General features: G+C 44.6%; 3 protein-coding genes. 2 read left to right on the top strand and 1 reads right to left on the bottom strand.

Features of this window, described 5'->3' with window-relative positions; translation table 11 throughout:
• Positions 1–2: 2 nt before the first annotated feature.
• Together BLS49_RS08185 and BLS49_RS08180 are read left to right on the top strand one after the other, a co-directional pair.
• Complete coding sequence (locus BLS49_RS08185) at positions 3–15689, top strand: non-ribosomal peptide synthetase (protein WP_091228261.1); 15687 nt, start codon at positions 3–5, stop codon at positions 15687–15689.
• Positions 15686–16963: an MFS transporter gene (locus BLS49_RS08180; RefSeq protein WP_091228259.1), complete on the top strand. Its 1278-nt coding sequence runs from the start codon at positions 15686–15688 to the stop codon at positions 16961–16963. The genes BLS49_RS08185 and BLS49_RS08180 overlap by 4 nt, the downstream gene beginning before the upstream one ends.
• A 71-nt stretch (positions 16964–17034) precedes the next feature.
• Here BLS49_RS08180 and BLS49_RS08175 read toward each other — a convergent pair whose 3' ends face one another.
• Positions 17035–17874: a methyl-accepting chemotaxis protein gene (locus tag BLS49_RS08175; protein WP_091228257.1), complete on the bottom strand. Its 840-nt coding sequence runs from the start codon at positions 17872–17874 to the stop codon at positions 17035–17037.
• Between the last annotated feature and the right edge of the window lie 194 nt (positions 17875–18068).

Below are 18068 nucleotides of genomic sequence, written 5' to 3'. Positions count from 1 at the left end.
AATTGAGTCAAGTACAAATCCTGAATCTATATCCGTTGTCCCCGATGCAAGAGGGAATGCTGTATCACTTTATGCTTGATCCGGAATCAGACGCCTATTTCCAACAAAATATTGTGACAGTAAGCGAAAAGCTTGATCCTGATCTGCTCAATCGTAGTTTAGAGATGATCATTGAGCGTTTTGATGTATTCCGTACGGTATTTGTATATAAAAATGAGGAGCGACCTTTACAGGTCGTTCTCTCAGAACAAGAGGCGCAATTTTATTTTGAGGATCTAAGTGGCTTGAATGAGGAAGTCAAAGTGTCTAGGTTCGAAGACTTTAAGCTTGAGGATCGGAAGCAGCGCTTTGATCTGGAGGCTGAAGGTCTGATTCGTTTATCCGTTTTTGCATGGGATGAAGAAAGGTTTGAGCTGGTCTGGAGCTTCCCTCACATCATTATGGATGGATGGTGTCTGGGCATTATCGCTAAAGAATTTTTTGAAATATATAGTGCACTTAAGGAATCTCGTCCAGTCCAGCTTGGCCCGATTTTTCCCTACAGCAGCTATATTCAATGGGTGAGCGAACAGAGCAGAGAAGAGGCCTTGAGCTACTGGAATCAGTACATTGGAGATGTTGAACAGGAAACGGCATTGCCCGGGCGCAAGCTGGGTGGTTTTACTGAGGAAAAGTTTGAACTGATGCAAGAAACGCTTCGTTTGGACGAATCGCTAACCCAGGATTTGATCCAGCTATCTCAGAAGCATCAAACTACTTTGAGTACGGTGTTTCAGGCAATCTGGGGTCTCTTGCTTCAAATATATAATCGTTCTAATGAGGCAGTATTTGGAACAGTTGTGTCGGGAAGACCAGATGAGGTGGCCGGCATTGAAGAAATGGTAGGTTTGTTCATTAACACCATACCAGTAAAGGTCTCCTCAGCAGAGGGAGATACGTTTGCCTCAATAGTAAGGCGCATGCAATCTGCATTCGTTGAATCAAACAGGTACTCCTATTTGTCGCTTGCCGATATACAGGCTAAATCTATGCTCAAGCAGCAATTGATTCAGCATATTGTTGTCTTTGAAAATTATCCGATCTCTGAAGAAATCATGGGAAGTGAAGAAGAGAAGGAATCAAGACTAGTGAATATTACTGGTTTTGAAGGCTTTGAGCAAACCAACTATGATTTTGATGTTTTGGTTGCACCAGGTAGAACACTAGAGATTAGTTTTAGATATAACGCAGCCCGATACGATTCGGACATGGTTCGCAGGATAAGCTCGCATCTTTTGAATTTAGCTCAGCAGATCGTTTTGAATTCAGATGTTTCTATTGATTCGTATGAGGTTGTGACAGAGGAAGAACGCAGGCAAATTTTCGAAGTATTTAACGATACTGAGGCAGAATTTCCAGAAAACACAACTATTGTAGAGCAGTTTGAAAGAATAGCAGTCAAGGAACTGGAGCAGACTGCCGTAACTTTTGGTGAAGAGCAGCTTACATACAATGCACTTAACCGACGAGTGAATCAGGCTGCACGCAGATTACAGCAATTAGGAGTCAAGCCGGATCAAATCGTAGGCGTCATGATTGAACGATCCATTGAAATGTCCGTTGTGCTGTTAGCGGTTCTGAAAGCTGGAGGCGCTTATCTCCCGATTGATCCTTCATTGCCGGAAGAGCGGATTGGCTACATGCTGAGGGATAGCGGGGCCAAGGTGGTGCTGACACAGCGGAAATTTGAATCCATGCTCCACAATATTTTGATAGCCAATGAAACAGATACTTCCGGGAACGGAGGAAATGTACAGGGAAATGTGACAACGTTAATCGTAGATGATGCGGAGTTATATGTGGGCGATGATCGTAATCTGCCGCTTGCTGCTGGTCCTGGCGATTTGGCTTACATTATTTACACCTCAGGAACGACAGGAAATCCAAAGGGTGTTATGATCGAGCATCGTTCATTAGTGAACCGTCTCCATTGGATGCAGAAGAAATACCCGATTGGAGAAGCGGATGTTATTTTGCAGAAAACACCTTATACCTTCGATGTATCTGTCTGGGAGCAATTCTGGTGGGCCATTCAAGGAGCCAAGGTCGTATTCCTTGAGCCTGGTGGGGAAAAGGACCCTCAGCAGATCGTAGAAGCTATAGCACGCAATAAAGTAACTACCATTCATTTTGTTCCTTCGATGTTATCGGCGTTTCTGGATTCTATCGAGGCAGGAGACGATATTGTTACGAACTCGCTCACAAGCTTGCGTCAAGTGTTTGCGAGTGGCGAAGCGTTAAATGTAGAGCAGGTAAAAAGATTTAATCAATTGCTGTATCGCGGTGGATCGACCAAGCTGATCAATTTGTACGGTCCTACTGAAGCAACAATTGATGTTTCCTATTTTGATTGCTCTACTGGTGAGCAGATTGAACGGGTTCCTATTGGTCGGCCTATCGACAATACGGAGCTGTATATTCTGAGTGAAAGAGGAACGATACAGCCGATTGGAGTAGCGGGTGAATTGTGTATTGCCGGGGTACAGCTTGCGCGCGGGTACTTGAATCGTCCTGAGCTTACGGCGGAAAAATTTGTACCGATTCCATTCCGTCCTGAAGCAAGGATGTATCGCACGGGTGATTTAGCGCGTTGGTTACCCGATGGAAATATTGAGTACCTTGGACGAATAGACCATCAGGTCAAAATACGCGGCTATCGGATCGAGCTTGGAGAGATTGAGACCGCGCTCCTTAGTCACCCTGCTGTTAAAGAAACGGTTGTCATCGATCGGGAGGATTCACATCGAGAGAAATACTTATGTGCGTATTTGGTAGCCGAAGGGGCTGAGCCTCTTCAATCCAAAGAATTGCGTGAATGGTTAAGTGTAAAGCTTCCACAGTATATGATTCCGATGCATTACGTCATGCTGGAACGGATGCCATTATCACCAAACGGTAAAATCAGCCGGAACCAATTGCCTTCACCAGAAGGAAATCAAGTGGGTAGAGCAGAGTATGCAGCCGCTAAAAATATTGTGGAAGTTCAGCTGGTTCGAATTTGGCAGGAGGTATTGGGTCTTCAAAAAATCGGGGTAAAGGACAATTTCTTTGAAATTGGCGGTCATTCGCTGCGCGCTACAACTCTAGTCGCGAAAATTCATAAAGAAATGAACTGCAGTCTTGCGCTCAAGGATGTATTCCAATATCCGACGATTGAGCAAATGGCTGAAGTGATTTCGGCAATGGAAAAAGACGACTTTGAATCCATTCCGCAGGTTGAGGAGAGAAAGTATTATCCAGTATCTTCAGGGCAAAAACGTCTGTATATTTTGAACCAGATTGAGGGTGGAGAGCTCAGCTACAATATGCCGGGTGCAATGACGCTTGAAGGACGCCTGGATTTGAACCGACTGGAGGAAGCTTTCCGACAATTAATTGCGAGACATGAGATTTTACGAACCAGCTTTGAAATGGTTGAAGGTGAACCTGTACAACGGGTGCATTCAAGCGTGAGCTTTTCTATGGAGAAGTACACTCCTGAAGGAAATATCGAAGAAGCGACTCGTGCTTTTGTACGTTTATTTGATTTGCAACAAGCACCTCTAATGCGAGCAGCCGTCATGGAGCTTAAACCGGATCAACATATTTTGCTGTACGATATGCATCATATTATTTCTGACGGAGCATCCATTGAGGTTCTTATTCAGGAATTGATATTGCTGTATAGCAGCAGCTCAAAGGAATTGGCCCCACTGCGAATTCAGTACAAAGACTACGCTGTATGGCAGCAAGGAGATATGCAGGGCGAACGGAAAAAAGCGCAGGAGGAGTACTGGCTGGATGTGTTCCAGGGAGAGCTTCCAGTGCTTGAGATGCCTACTGATTTTGCCAGAGCTGCGATCCAGCGTTTTGAGGGCGATTCTATTGAATTTGTCATCGATAAACATAGAAGCGAAGGGTTGAAGCAGCTGGCAGCTGAAACAGGATCGACCCTGTATATGGTGCTGTTATCGGTATACACTACATTGCTTCATAAGTATACCGGGCAAGAGGATATCATTGTTGGATCTCCAATAGCAGGCAGACATCATGCGGAATTAGAGAATCTGATCGGTATGTTCGTAAATACTCTTGCTTTTAGAAGCTATCCTGAAGGCGATAAAACGGTCCGTGATCTTATTCTGGAAATCAAAGAACATACGATAGAAGCTTATGAGAATCAGGATTATCCGTTTGAGGAATTGGTAGAGAAGCTGGATATCCGCAGAGATTTGGGACGAAATCCGCTGTTTGATACCATGTTCGTCCTTCAGAATACTGAAGCTACAGTGCTTGAGATGGATGGAGTTCAGCTTATACCGTATCAGCTTGGCCATTCGGTGGCTAAATTCGATATCACGCTTCAGGTGATGGAGCAGGCTGATGAATTGATCTGCAGCTTGGATTATGCCACCTCGTTGTTCAAGCGCGAGACTATGGAACGTTTGACTGTGCATTTAATGCAACTGATTGATGCGATGATTATCGATCCTCAGGCTAAGCTTGCGTCGATCGAGCTAATCACACCGGATGAAAAGGCACAAATTTTGGACCAGTTTAACGATACGGATTCCAATATTTATCAGAATGAAACGATTATTACATTGTTTGAAGCACAGGTAGAACGGAGATCGGAGCATACGGCTATTTCGTTTGAAGGGGCAAACATGTCTTATGGAGAACTGAACAAACGGGCTAACGCTTTGGCCAGAACGCTTCAGGCTAAAGGTGTCACATCAGGACATCGAGTGGGTATTATGGCGGAACGATCCCTGGAAATGATGGTGGGGATTTATGCCATTCTGAAAACTGGTGGAGCTTATGTGCCGATTGATCCGGATTTTCCAAAGGATCGGGTTTCTTTCATTCTTGAGGATTCTGAAGCGAAGCTGCTGCTAACTCAAAACCGATTTATGGAGCGGGCAGAATCAAGCTTTGACGGAAAGCTGGCTTCATTGGACGATCCTTCCATTTACAACGAGGATGTCTCTAACCTGTCTCCGGCTGCGGGTCCTAAAGATTTAGCCTATGTTATGTATACCTCCGGATCAACGGGCAGGCCAAAAGGAGTTATGATCGAGCATCATTCGGTTGTAAACTACTTGTCTTGGCTTCAGGCTCAATATCCGATTAACGAAAGTGACATCATATTGCAGAAAACTACGATTACGTTCGATGTGTCCGTCAGAGAGCTGTTCTGGTGGGTTTTGACGGGTTCAAAAATGGTCCTGCTTAGTGTTGGTGGGGAAAAGAACCCAGAGCAAATCCTCCATACCATCCAAGAGCAGAAGATTACGATGATTCACTTTGTACCTGCGATGCTCAATGCTTTTCTGGAGTATGTTCAGCATGTTCCAAGGAAAGAGCTCATGGATAAGCTCGGATCGCTGCGTCAGGTTTTTACAAGTGGGGAAGCACTTCAGCCACAATATGCAGCACATTTTTGGAGAATGCTGGAAGGCAAGGAGATTAGCCTGATCAATGTGTACGGTCCAACGGAAGCAACGGTAGAGGTATCGTATTTCAATTGCGAGCCGGATCAATCCTTCAAGGTGATGCCGATTGGCAAGCCGGTACACAACACGAAGCTATACGTCATGAAGGAAGGTACAACCAGCTTGCAGCCGATTGGAGTTGCCGGGGAGTTATGTATTGCTGGTGTACAGGTTGCAAGAGGGTACTTGAACAGACCGGAGTTGAACGATGAGAAGTTTGTAGTAGATCCGTTCACACCGGGAGGTCGGATGTATCGAACTGGGGATTTAGTAAGATGGATGCCAGACGGTAACATTGAATATTTGGGGCGGATCGATCATCAGGTGAAGGTTCGTGGATATCGTATCGAGCTTGGTGAAGTAGAGGAACAACTGCTGAATGTGGAGATGGTGAGAGAGGCGGTTGTCATCCCGAGAGAGGACGAATCTGGACAAAAGCTGCTGTGGGCTTATTTTGTTGCAGACAAGGAATTAAAAGCATCTGAGATCAATAAAGCGCTTGGACAATTGTTGCCGAATTACATGATTCCGTCGTGGTATGTGCAGCTTGATCGTATTCCGCTTACATCGAATGGAAAGGTCGATCGCAAAGCGCTAGCTGCTCTGGAAGGAGATTTTGCAGCTGGAACGGAGTATGTTCCTCCTCGCAGTTCTGTAGAGAAGCTGCTGGCCTCCGTATGGCAGGATGTGCTGGGTGTTGAAGCTGTAGGCATTATGGATAACTTTTTTGAGCTTGGAGGAGACTCTATCAAATCTATCGGGGTATCCTCAAGGCTGCATCAAGCAGGCTACAAGCTCGAAATCAGGCATATGTTCAATCACTCTACGATTGCAGAATTAAGTCAGCATGTTAAACCGATTGTTCGAAATGCCGATCAGGGAGAAGTAACAGGAAAAGTAGGTTTTACGCCGATCCAGCATTGGTTCCTGGAGCAGAAGCTTCAGGATCAGCATCATTTTAATCAGGCAATTATGACCTACAGGCAACAAGGCTTTGACGAATCGGCACTTCGGAAGGCGCTCAATAAGCTTGGGGAGCATCACGATGCACTTCGCGTAGTATTACGTCGTAATGAAAATGAACTTGAAGCATGGAACCGGGCTGCCAGTGAAGGAGAGCTTTTTGCGCTTGAAATTATTGATTTTACTAGTGAGCCGAATTTAGAGAACGCTATTGAGGAAAAAGCAAATGAGATTCAAAGCAGCATTTCCCTCGAGAATGGCCCATTAATGAGGGCGGGATTATTCCGTTGTGTGGATGGGGATCATCTGCTCCTGGTAATACATCACTTGGTGGTAGACGGTGTGTCATGGCGTATCTTGTTGGAAGATTTGGCGACTGGATATGATCAAGCCCTTCGTGGAGAAGAGCTTCGCCTTCCGGCTAAAACGGATTCCTTCCAGTTATGGATAGACCGATTATCGGATTATGCAAGCAAATCTGTAGTCGTAAGCGAACTGGAATATTGGCGCTCCATTCTTGGTACGGAGACACAGCCGCTGCCAAAGGATATGCACTGTGATCAGCCATTGCTTCGCGATACGGATATGATAACTATCCAGTGGTCGCAGGAGGAAACGGAACAGCTGCTGAAGCAAGCGAATCAGGCGTATAACACAGATATGAACGACCTGTTGTTAACAGCACTTGGAATGGCTGTATCTGATTGGTCAGGCGTTAGTCAGGTACTGTTGAATCTGGAGGGTCATGGCAGAGAAAGCATCATTCCTGATATGGACATTACTCGCACTGTCGGATGGTTTACAAGTCTATACCCTGTGCTGCTTGATGTACAGTCTGATACAGAGCTGCCTTTACAAATTAAGAGAATTAAAGAGAGCCTGCGTCAAATTCCGAACAAAGGAATCGGGTATGGAATATTAAAGTATTTGTCCGGACAATTTGATGAATCTGCATTAGCCATGAGACCGGAAATCTGCTTCAACTATTTGGGACAGTTCGATCAGGATCTGGATAAGAGCGATCTGGAGCTATCTCCGTACTCGAGCGGGGCAGCGATGAGTGAGAATATGGTAAGTACTTATGCTCTTGAAGTCAACGGGATGATTGTCGGAGGCCGTCTGGAATTTTCACTCAGCTACAGTACGAAGCAATACCGGAAAGAAACGATGGAGCAATTGGCTGAGTTATACCAGAAAAATCTTAAAAATGTCATTTCACATTGTGCAGCAAAGAAAATAACAGAGCCTACACCAAGCGATTTCCTGGTCAAGGGAATGACTCTGGAGGAACTGCAGCAATTGTCTCAACAAATGGAGCGATCCGGAAATATCGAAAACATCTATCCGCTTGCGCCAATGCAGAAGGGTATGATGTTCCATAGCCAAATGGACCCGGATTCAGGGGCATATTTTGAGCAAATGACATTTACTATGAAAGGAACACTGAGTCGGGACGTTTTTGTACAAAGTCTTGATATTTTAACGCAACGTCATGATGTGCTGCGTACGAACTTTTATACTGGCTGGAAGGATCAGACGCTGCAAGTCGTGTTCCAAGACAGACGTACAAAGTTTGTATACGAAGATCTTCGCAGTATGCCAGAGCAAGAACTTGAGAGTTATATTAAGAAGCTGCAGCAAGAAGATAAAGCTAAGGGATTTGATCTGGCTCAGGATGCATTAATGCGAATAACGGTTGTCCGCACTGGTGAAAGCGAATATCGCTTCTTGTGGAGCTTCCATCATATTTTGATGGATGGATGGTGCTTGTTCATTGTTGCTAAAGAAGTTTTCTCTACTTATATTTCTCTCTCGAACAATGAGAAGCTAGAGCTGGGCAGAGCCTGGCCGTATCGTCAATATTTCGAATGGCTGGAGCGGCAAGACGCTGGAGCTGCGGCTAGCTATTGGCGAGAGTATCTCTCAGGTTACGAGCAGCAGATTACTCTGCCGCAAGCGAAAACACGGAGGAAGACGGGAGAGTATGTTTCAGAAAAGTTGGTCTGCACTTTAGGTCGTGAATTGACCGGAAGAATCCAGAAAACTGCAAAGCGGCAGCAGGTAACAGTAAATACCTTGATTCAGACGGCGTGGGGAATCTTGCTTCAGAGGTATAACGGAACCGATGATGTTGTTTTCGGTAATGTTGTCTCAGGCAGACCTGCAGACATTCCTGGAATTGAAACGATGATCGGTCTATTTATTAATACCGTTCCGGTTCGTATTAGATGCCATTCAGAGGCAACAGTCGAGGAAGTCATGCGCACAGTTCAGGAACAAGCGCTGTCCTCTCAGGCTTACGATACGTATCCGCTGTATGAAATTCAGGCGTTAAGCAGCCAGAAGCAAGGACTGATCAATCATATTGTGGTGTTCGAGAATTACCCGGTTGATCAGCAGGTTGAAGAGATGGAAAGCGGGGGTCAAGCAGGCTTTGAGATTGTGGATGTGGAGGTTGTCGAGCAGACGAACTATGATTTTAACTTGATTGTTATACCTGATGAGGAAATTGCGATCAGACTCGAATATAATGCAAGCCTGTTTGATACGGCGGGTATAGAGGTAATCAAGGATCATTTGGTTCATCTTATGGAGCAAATTTCGGCTAATCCGCACATCCCTGTGAGCGAGTTGAAACTGGTTACAGAGGAAGAAGAATCACGAATTCTGAAGGTATTCAATGATACGTCAAAGGACTATCCAAAAGATAGAACCATTCACGAGTTGTTTGAAGCTCAAGTCCAGCGTGCACCTGAACAAATTGCGGTAGTTCTTGAAGATACCCGTCTAACCTATCGAGAGCTGAATGAGCAGGCCAATCGATTGGCTCGAGCGTTGAGAGCGGAAGGTGTGGGGGCAGGGCAATTCGTCGGAATTTTGGCTGATCGTTCTCCAGAGATGATCGCAGGTATTCTCGGGGTGCTTAAGGCCGGGGGAGCCTATGTTCCGATCGATCCTGAATATCCTCAGGAACGCATTAGCTACATGCTGCAAGACAGTCGTGCCAAGGTGTTATTGGTTCAAAACCAATGGAAAGACTATGCCGTATTTGATGGTAAAAAGATTGAACTTGGCGATACGACCCAATATAGTGACGATGCCAGCAATCTTGAACCTGTTAGTAAAGCAAATGATCTGGTGTACGTAATCTATACCTCGGGTACTACAGGAAAACCAAAAGGCGTTATGGTAGAACATCGTTCAGTCGTTAATCTAAGCCTTTGGCATCAAAGAGTTTATGAGATTGATCAAAATGACCGCAGCACTCTGTTTGCTGGCGTTGGGTTTGATGCAAGCGCATGGGAGATTTTCCCGTATTTGCTCGCTGGCTCGACGATTTATGTTGTGGATGCTGAGAGCCGGCTGAACCCTGAGCAGTTGAACAGCTTTATGAATCAAAATAAGATCAGCATAAGCTTTTTACCATCGCAGCTCTGTGAGCATTATATGGAATTTGATAATCAGCACTTAAGAGCTTTGTTAACGGGAGGGGACAAGCTTCAGCGTTACAATCCGAATCGATACCAGCTGTACAACAACTACGGTCCTACGGAAAACACAGTAGTAACCACGTATTTCAGAGTCGATCAGCTCGAAGATAATATTCCTATTGGCAGACCGATCGATAATTGCCGAGTGTATATTTTGGACGCACAGCAGCAATTGCAGCCTGTTGGTGTAACCGGAGAGATTTACATCTCAGGAGCTGGGATCGCTCGGGGGTACTTGAACCAACCAGACTTAACGATTGAGAAATTTCTGTCAGATCCATTTGTACCAGGTGAAGTAATGTATCGGACTGGTGACTTGGGCAAATGGCTGCCGGACGGCTCCATTTCTTATTTGGGAAGACTTGATCATCAGGTTAAAATCCGTGGGTTCCGTATTGAGCTTGGTGAAATTGAGGCTCAGCTTCTTAAGGACAACCGTGTGAAGGATGCCGTTGTAACGGTGGATGAGCATCGGGGAGAGAAGTCGCTATGTGCATATTACGCAGTGGGTAAAGAGCAGTCTATTCCGGTAGCCGAGCTTAAAAAACAGATCCTGTCCGAGCTGCCAGTGTACATGATGCCTGCAGCATTTGTAGAGCTATCGGAAATGCCTCTTACGCCAAATGGCAAAATCGATCGGAAAGCACTCCCGATACCGGATTGGAGTGCGCATGAGGATACCTATGTTGCTCCAGAGGATGAAGTAGAGCAGCGATTGGCTGATCTTTGGGGAGAAGTACTGGGAATAGAGCGAGTGGGGGCGATGGATCATTTCTTTGAGCTTGGAGGACATTCATTGAATGCTTCGATGCTGCTCTCGCGCATAAATAAAACATTCCAAGTAACTTTGCCACTACGTATTCTGTTCGAGGCCCCAACATTGAAATGGCAGGCTGAGAAGATCAAGAGTGCGAAGCCTGCTGGATTCGAGGAATTGAGACCAGCAGAGAAACGTGCTTATTATCCGGTAACGTCTGCACAAAACAGGCTATTACTAGTCCATGATCTGCATCCGGTTAATACCACCTACAATGTGCCTTTTGTGCTGGAATCTCAAAATATTCTTGATCCTGAGTTGATTGAGAGAACACTAGTACAGCTTATTGAAAGACATGAGGCCTTCCGAACTTCATTCGAACTTCGCGACGGAGAATACGTTCAGAACATTCACGATCAGGTTGCTTTCCAGCTCCACAAGTCCCAGTTAACCGCAGCAAATGGTTCTGAGGAGGAAAAGGTGCTGCTAGAGAAGAAGATGAACGACTTTGTTCAACCTTTTGAATTGACTCAAGCTCCATTATTGCGCGCGGAGCTCGTCGCGACAAACGGAAATAGAAGCTTCCTGATGCTTGATATGCACCATACAATTGCAGATGGCGTTTCTATGGAAATTATGATCGAAGAATTCTATGCGATTTATAACGGAGAGCCATTATCCGAATCCCGTCATCAATACAAGGATTATGCGGTTTGGCTGGATCGATTGAAGGCTAATGGTGTTATGAAGCAACATGAAAGCTTCTGGTTAGAAACCTACAGCGATGAAATACCTGTTCTTTCGCTGCCAACGGACTATCCTCGGCCTCAAATTCAAAGTCATGCTGGATCGAGTGTTTCGTTGATAGTAATGGAGCCAGGGTTGCTGGAAGAGATCCGTCGGATTGCAGCTGAGACAGGAACTACTGTTTACATGGTGCTATTTGCTGGCTATCAGGTTCTGCTTCACCACTATTCCGGGCAGGAAGATCTTGTTATAGGAACTCCAATAGCCGGACGCGAGCATGCTGATATCCAGCGGACTATCGGAATGTTTGTCAACACGTTAGCGGTTCGAGGTAAACCGGAGAGTGGCAAAAGCTACAGGCAAATTTTGTTGGAGCTGAAAGAGCATTTTCTACAAGTTCTCGAGCATCAGCTGTATCCGTTTGAGGAACTGGTAGATCAATTACAGCTGCAACGTGACGTAAGTCGACATCCCTTGTTCGATACGTTGTTCACGCTGAGAACTTCAGCGCTTAACAAATCTGAAATACAAGATGATTACTTTACACCATATGAAATAAATTCGGGCATATCCAAATTCGATCTTTCGCTCTTTGCAGAGGAGAAGGGCCAGTATCTTCAGCTTGATTTGGAGTACGCTACTAAGTTATTCCGCAAGGACACCGCGGAGCGGATTCTTGAGCATTATGTCAGCATTCTTAAATCGGTCGTTGCTAATGTCGATGAGTCTATCGAGAACATGACCATGATCACTGATAAGGAATATGAATTAATTGTTCATCATTTTAATGACACGGTAACGGATTATCCCAGGGAAGCGACGATTCATGGGTTGTTTAAGGAACGCGCACAATCGATTCCTGATCGTATAGCGATCGTTGAAGAGGGCAGAATCTTGACCTATCGTGAATTGGACGAGCAAGCGGATATTTTGGCTCAGCAATTGCTTGGACTTGGAGTGAAGAGTCAGGAGCCAATCGGATTAATGACGGAAAGATCTGCTGCGGCGATCATTGGCATGTTAGGTATTTTAAAGGCTGGCGGGGTCTACCTTCCAATTGATTCAAGCTATCCTGACGAGCGGATTCTGTACATGATTGAAGATGCCAGTATTCGAACTCTGATGGCTGAGTCCCCTGAAAGAGCTAAAGGCCTTGATTTCGATGGTACTGTACTCAGCCTTAACAAGATTAACCCGATTGCATCGCCTTCTGCATTACCGTCGGTTGCTGCAAATGATTTGTCTTACATCATGTACACCTCTGGTTCAACAGGCAAGCCCAAAGGTGTTATGGTTCAGCACAGGAATGTGATCCGGCTGGTACAGAATACAAATTATGTCACATTTGAAGAAGGTGACCGTATTCTTCTAACGGGTAACATTACGTTCGATGCATGTACCTTTGAGATTTGGGGTGCTCTCTTGAACGGGCTGGAGTTACACATCATTCCTGAATCGGAAATTTTGGATGCGGACTTGTTGTCTGATGCGATTCGCATAAAACACATCACAACAATGTGGTTGACTTCGTCGCTATTTAATCAACATGCGCAGTATAGACCAAATATGTTTACTCCTTTAAGACATTTGATAGTAGGCGGGGATGTACTTGCTCCAAGCTATATTCGAAATGTAAAACAGCATAGTCCTGATTTGAAGCTGATTAACGGATACGGACCGACGGAGAATACGACCTTTTCTACTTGCTTCCAGATAGATGGTGAGTATGCAAATATTCCGATCGGTAAACCGATTGCGAATTCGACTCTTTACATTGTGGATAAAAAGCTCAGATTGCAGCCAATCGGAGTGCCGGGAGAAATCGTGGTTGGGGGCGACGGTGTTGCTTATGGTTATCTTAATCAGGAAGAATTGACAAAGCTGAAGTTTGTGCCTGATCCATACAATGACGGGGAGCGATTATATTTAACAGGTGATTTAGGACGATGGTTACCGGATGGAACTGTTGAATATATCGGCAGGATGGACAACCAGGTGAAGATCCGTGGCTACCGGATAGAAATTGGTGAAATTGAGAAGCAGCTGATGGATTATGAGGATGTAAATGAAGCATTGGTTGTTGTTGCAGAAAGCAGTGACCGTCAGAAGTATCTATGCGCCTATGTAGCGTCCAATGCTCAGTTGAATCCTCAAGAACTAAAAGCACACCTAACCTCCAAGCTGCCGGATTATATGGTTCCTTCACGATATGCTGTTCTGGAGCGGTTGCCATTAACATCTAACGGTAAAATCGACCGTCGTGCTTTGCCTCTTCCTGAATCGGTACAAATTGTACAAAGCGAATACACAGCTCCGCGAAACGAAGTGGAAACAAGACTGGCCGAGCTCTGGCAGCAGGTTCTAACCATAGAACGAGTCAGTATCCATGATAATTTCTTCGAGCTGGGAGGACATTCGCTGAAGGCCATTCAAATTGTATCCAAAGCACGAGAGCTTGGCATATCTATTAGCTTGAATCAGTTGTTCCAGGAGCAGACAATTAACGGATTATCCCGTGTTATTGCAGAGACTTCATCTGTACGCGATAGTTCATCGGAGCAAACAGTTGCGATAACTCGTGAAGAAGCCGAGGAAGCATTATCGAAGTATACAGGCTACACTTGCCAACTCCTGCTGGAAGAATCAACTGATCTTTCTTCAACTGAGGGCAAATGGATACTTTTGGAGGTCGAAACGCCTTTCCTTTCCGGTGAAGAGCAGGATCGATTGATTACTTTTATTCAGTCTCATGTGGATTCATCTCTTCATCCGCATGTCATTCAGACAAATAGGGGAATTGAAGATGTTGCTGTTGGTTTGGAGCAAGAGAAGTCGCTAGATGGTTGGTCAGCGGAGGGTGATGCTAATAAACTAGTAGATCGTCTTGTAGACGCAACTATGGAGCAGCTTGATTCTATGTACGAAACGATTCTTCATAAGCCTGTTATCGGTACTCAGCCATTGTCCGGCATGCAGCGTTATCACATGAAGCATCCCGATAGCTCAGGAACGGTAATCGAGCTGAATAGGTATGTTCGTACAGAGCTGTTGGCTGAAGCGATTCGATTACTTGTTCACAAGCATGAAATGCTTCGCTGCACCCTTTCTTCATTCGATAGTAATCCTGTATGGGAGATAAGGGAGACACCTGATGAATTGCCGCTGCCTGTACTGAATTTGTCAAAATATCAGCCAAAGCTGGCGGAGGAAGTATCGGTCAAGCTGATGTCAAGATTGTTCTATAAGCCTTACGATATGCACGCAGGATTGCCGCTGTATCGAATGCTTTTAGTAGAGCGCAATCTACGGGAACATTACCTCTTGCTGCCTTGCGCTCATATTATTTTCGACTACATGAGCAGTGAATGCATAAGCAGGGACTTGATTCGAATCTATGATCTTCTTGAGAGTGGAAAGGAGCTGCCTGCTGGGGAGAGTCGCAGCTACAGCGAGTATACGACGCAATTGAGTCGTGGTCTGCAAGGGTTGGAGGAAGCGCAGCTGATTGATCAGTTCCTTCTGAAGGCTTTTGAGTCAAAAGCGAATATGGTTGAGGAGAAGCTGGCTCATAAAAATGCAAAGCAATACACGAAGTTTTCGTGGTCGCTTGCAACGGAGCCGGATGATAGCAAGGTATCGGCAGAAAGGTTGTGGCAGGCTGCATTCAGCCAAGTCGTTCAGATTTGCTGCAGTTATTTAAATGTTGATCAGATACCGGTTTGGATCACAAATTTCGGCAGACAGTATGAACATTCGGTTTATTACGATATGGTGGGAGAATTCATCGACCAGATTCCGATTTTAGCTCACCAATCAGATACTCCTGAAGCACTGGCAGAGACCGTACAGATGAGAATTGACAAGGCGGTACGACATAATATTAATTTCATGTCATTAATGTACGATCCTGAGATGGCTTCAAAATATCCTGAGGCAAGCCAGCTTCTCAGATCAAGTCTTGAAGGAACGCCGATCATATTTAACTATATTGGAGAAGGTGGTGCTGCGAGTATGGGAAGTATGATAGAGCAAGTAGAACAGATGGAAGGACAGTTCGAAGACCGCGTCATCATGTTCACGGCGCGTTTCTCTGAAAACCAGCTATATCTGTCACTCGTTTTACCTTACGAGGAGCATCACGATACTATGGTGAACTCCATGAAGCTTAATGATCATTTAGCAAGTCAATCTATAGAGTATAAAGGAATTCTATCATGAAAAATAATCTATTAAACAATCGTCGTTTTCTCTCTTTTTACTTGTCGCGTACCTCTGCCAATGTAGCGGATAGTATTTATATGATGGTGTTGCTGTATTTTATTCAGAGCACAACAGAATCAGTATCCTATACGAGCTTCACGTATTCCGCTATTACAGCTACAGCGATGTTCAGCTTTCTGGTAGGCCCGCTGGTTGACCGGTATTCTCCAAGCAAACTGGTGACTATATCCTTGCTAATTCAGGCGGTTATCATTTTCTCTGTCCCGCTGCTGATTGGAAAGGATCAGTCATATTTGATTCTGATTCTGGTACTCGTGTTTTTAGCATCTTGTTTTTCGCTACTCTTTTATCCCGCTAACAATAAGATGATACCTATGCTGCTTCCTAGCAAGGAAGGCATTGTCAAAGCCAATGCGCTCATTAATTCGACAGATCAAGTGATCAACATTCTTGGTTATTTGGTGGGAGCCTCGGTCATTATTGGAATCGGCATGAAAAATACATTTTTCTTGGCGAGTGGATTACTTCTATTGTCAGGACTTATCTATCTGAAAATGAGTAGGAGCTTAAATCCCCCTACGGTTGCTTCGGAAGAGGAGCAGGCTCAGGAGCCGGGATCATATCTTCGTGAATTGATGGAGGGCTTCGCGTTCGTCAATCGCAATTTATTCCTGAAAATCATGCTGCCATTTTATGCTTTGATCAACTTTTTGCTGGCCATATTGATCATCACAATTCCATCATTGGCAGTAGATGCGGGATCTCCGATTTATTACAGCTTGATTTACATCGCGTTTTTTATGGGTGTGCTGGGTGGTTCTGTAATCATTAATAAGCTGCCAAAGCAAGGCATAGTCATTGCATTAGCATGGATTTTTATGGGTATCTCACTTGGTTTGTTTGCTATCATGCATGGAATTTGGTTGAAAATGTTGGCGGTGCTGCTGATGGGGCTAAGCACGGGGGTAATTAATGTGCTGCAAACCTCTTTAATTCAAATTATCACTCCAACAAATTTGCTGGGTCGCGTGATGTCTTTTCTAACATCTTTATCTAACGCATCATTACCGTTTGGTGCATTAATCGGCGGGATGCTTGCACTTCGTTTTCCATTGGAAATGGTATTGTTAATAAGTGCGATTTTGATCCTTATTAGCGGCATTGTTCTATTATTGATCAAAACGATACGAGATTTTGTGTTTACAGATGAGGATGAGAAGGAAAACGACACGGAATCGGCAGGATCGAGTGGTGAAACGGTGCAAGTGTAGAAATAAATAAAGCTTGGGCTGTCTCCTGGGTCATATAATGACTAAGGGACAGCCCATTGTTATGGATTAAGTTAGCGATTTAAATTTGAATGATTCAGCAATTTTTCAACAAATACCTTGATTTCATTATTGGACTCGTTTAGCTGTTCGATAATCGTCATGAACTCGGTAACGAGAACTGCTTGTTCTTGGGAAGAGGCAGCGATTTGTGAGAAGTCGGTCTCTAGTTGATGGATGGAAGATTGTACAGCGTTAAGAGTTTGTGAAATGTGGACAGCGGCGTTTTTTGTATCGACGGAGAGCTTGCGCACTTCCTTGGCAACAATACCAAAGCCTGCACCAGCTTCTCCGACTCTTGCTGCTTCAATGGCTGCGTTAAGTCCGAGGAGATTCGTTTGATTGGAAATTTCGCTAATAAAGCCTATGGTTTCGTTCATGTTCTTGGAATTGTCAACGGCAAGCTTGGTGTTGGTAAGGACATGTTCGCTAGTAGCCGAGAGCTCCTCGGAATGAGCCGCTACAGTCTGTACCATTTCGAGTAGTTTGTTCGTAATTTCGTTGAGTGTGATCGCTTTTGCTTTAAATATTTCTTCATTTTCGATGGAATGGGCTACAGCCAACGTTCCGATTACAGTTCCATCATCGTCTGTTACAGGGATTACATAAGCACTTATCGCAAAGCCATAGAGTTCAGGAGGGACACTATTTATTGCAAATTTACCGTTTAAGGCGTCTATAAAGTTTTGATCCTCTAGAGAGATGCGATCGCCAGGTTTAATGCCAAAATCAATATCGCTTGATGGTGCGTAGAATAAAAACTTTTCACGATCTGTAATGCCGATCATAATATCATCTTTATTCATTTTTTTCATATAAGGGACGGCTTCAATAAGTGCTTCTAATTTGTTCATAAGGCAGCTCCTGACATAGTTTGTATGTAATAAATGTCACTTCGACCCCATTATACTCTTATCCAGCAAATTGCGACAACAATCAATTTTTAATGCGAATAATTATTAATTATCTTCATTGACATTCCCTTGTAGTACAGCTACAATTGCATAAATCTGGAGGAGAATTCCGTTTTATAATTGGCAGGAGATGA

The organism is Fontibacillus panacisegetis, assembly GCF_900102215.1.
In the GTDB taxonomy this organism is placed as follows: domain Bacteria; phylum Bacillota; class Bacilli; order Paenibacillales; family Paenibacillaceae; genus Fontibacillus; species Fontibacillus panacisegetis.
This window is presented reverse-complemented; position numbering and strand designations above follow the sequence as displayed.

Bases quoted from the DNA above. Each gene is read 5' to 3' on its own strand.
- BLS49_RS08180 (WP_091228259.1), top strand. From the start codon at position 15,686: ATGAAAAATAATCTATTAAACAATCGTCGTTTTCTCTCTTTTTACTTG.
- BLS49_RS08175 (WP_091228257.1), bottom strand. From the start codon at position 17,874: ATGAACAAATTAGAAGCACTTATTGAAGCCGTCCCTTATATGAAAAAA.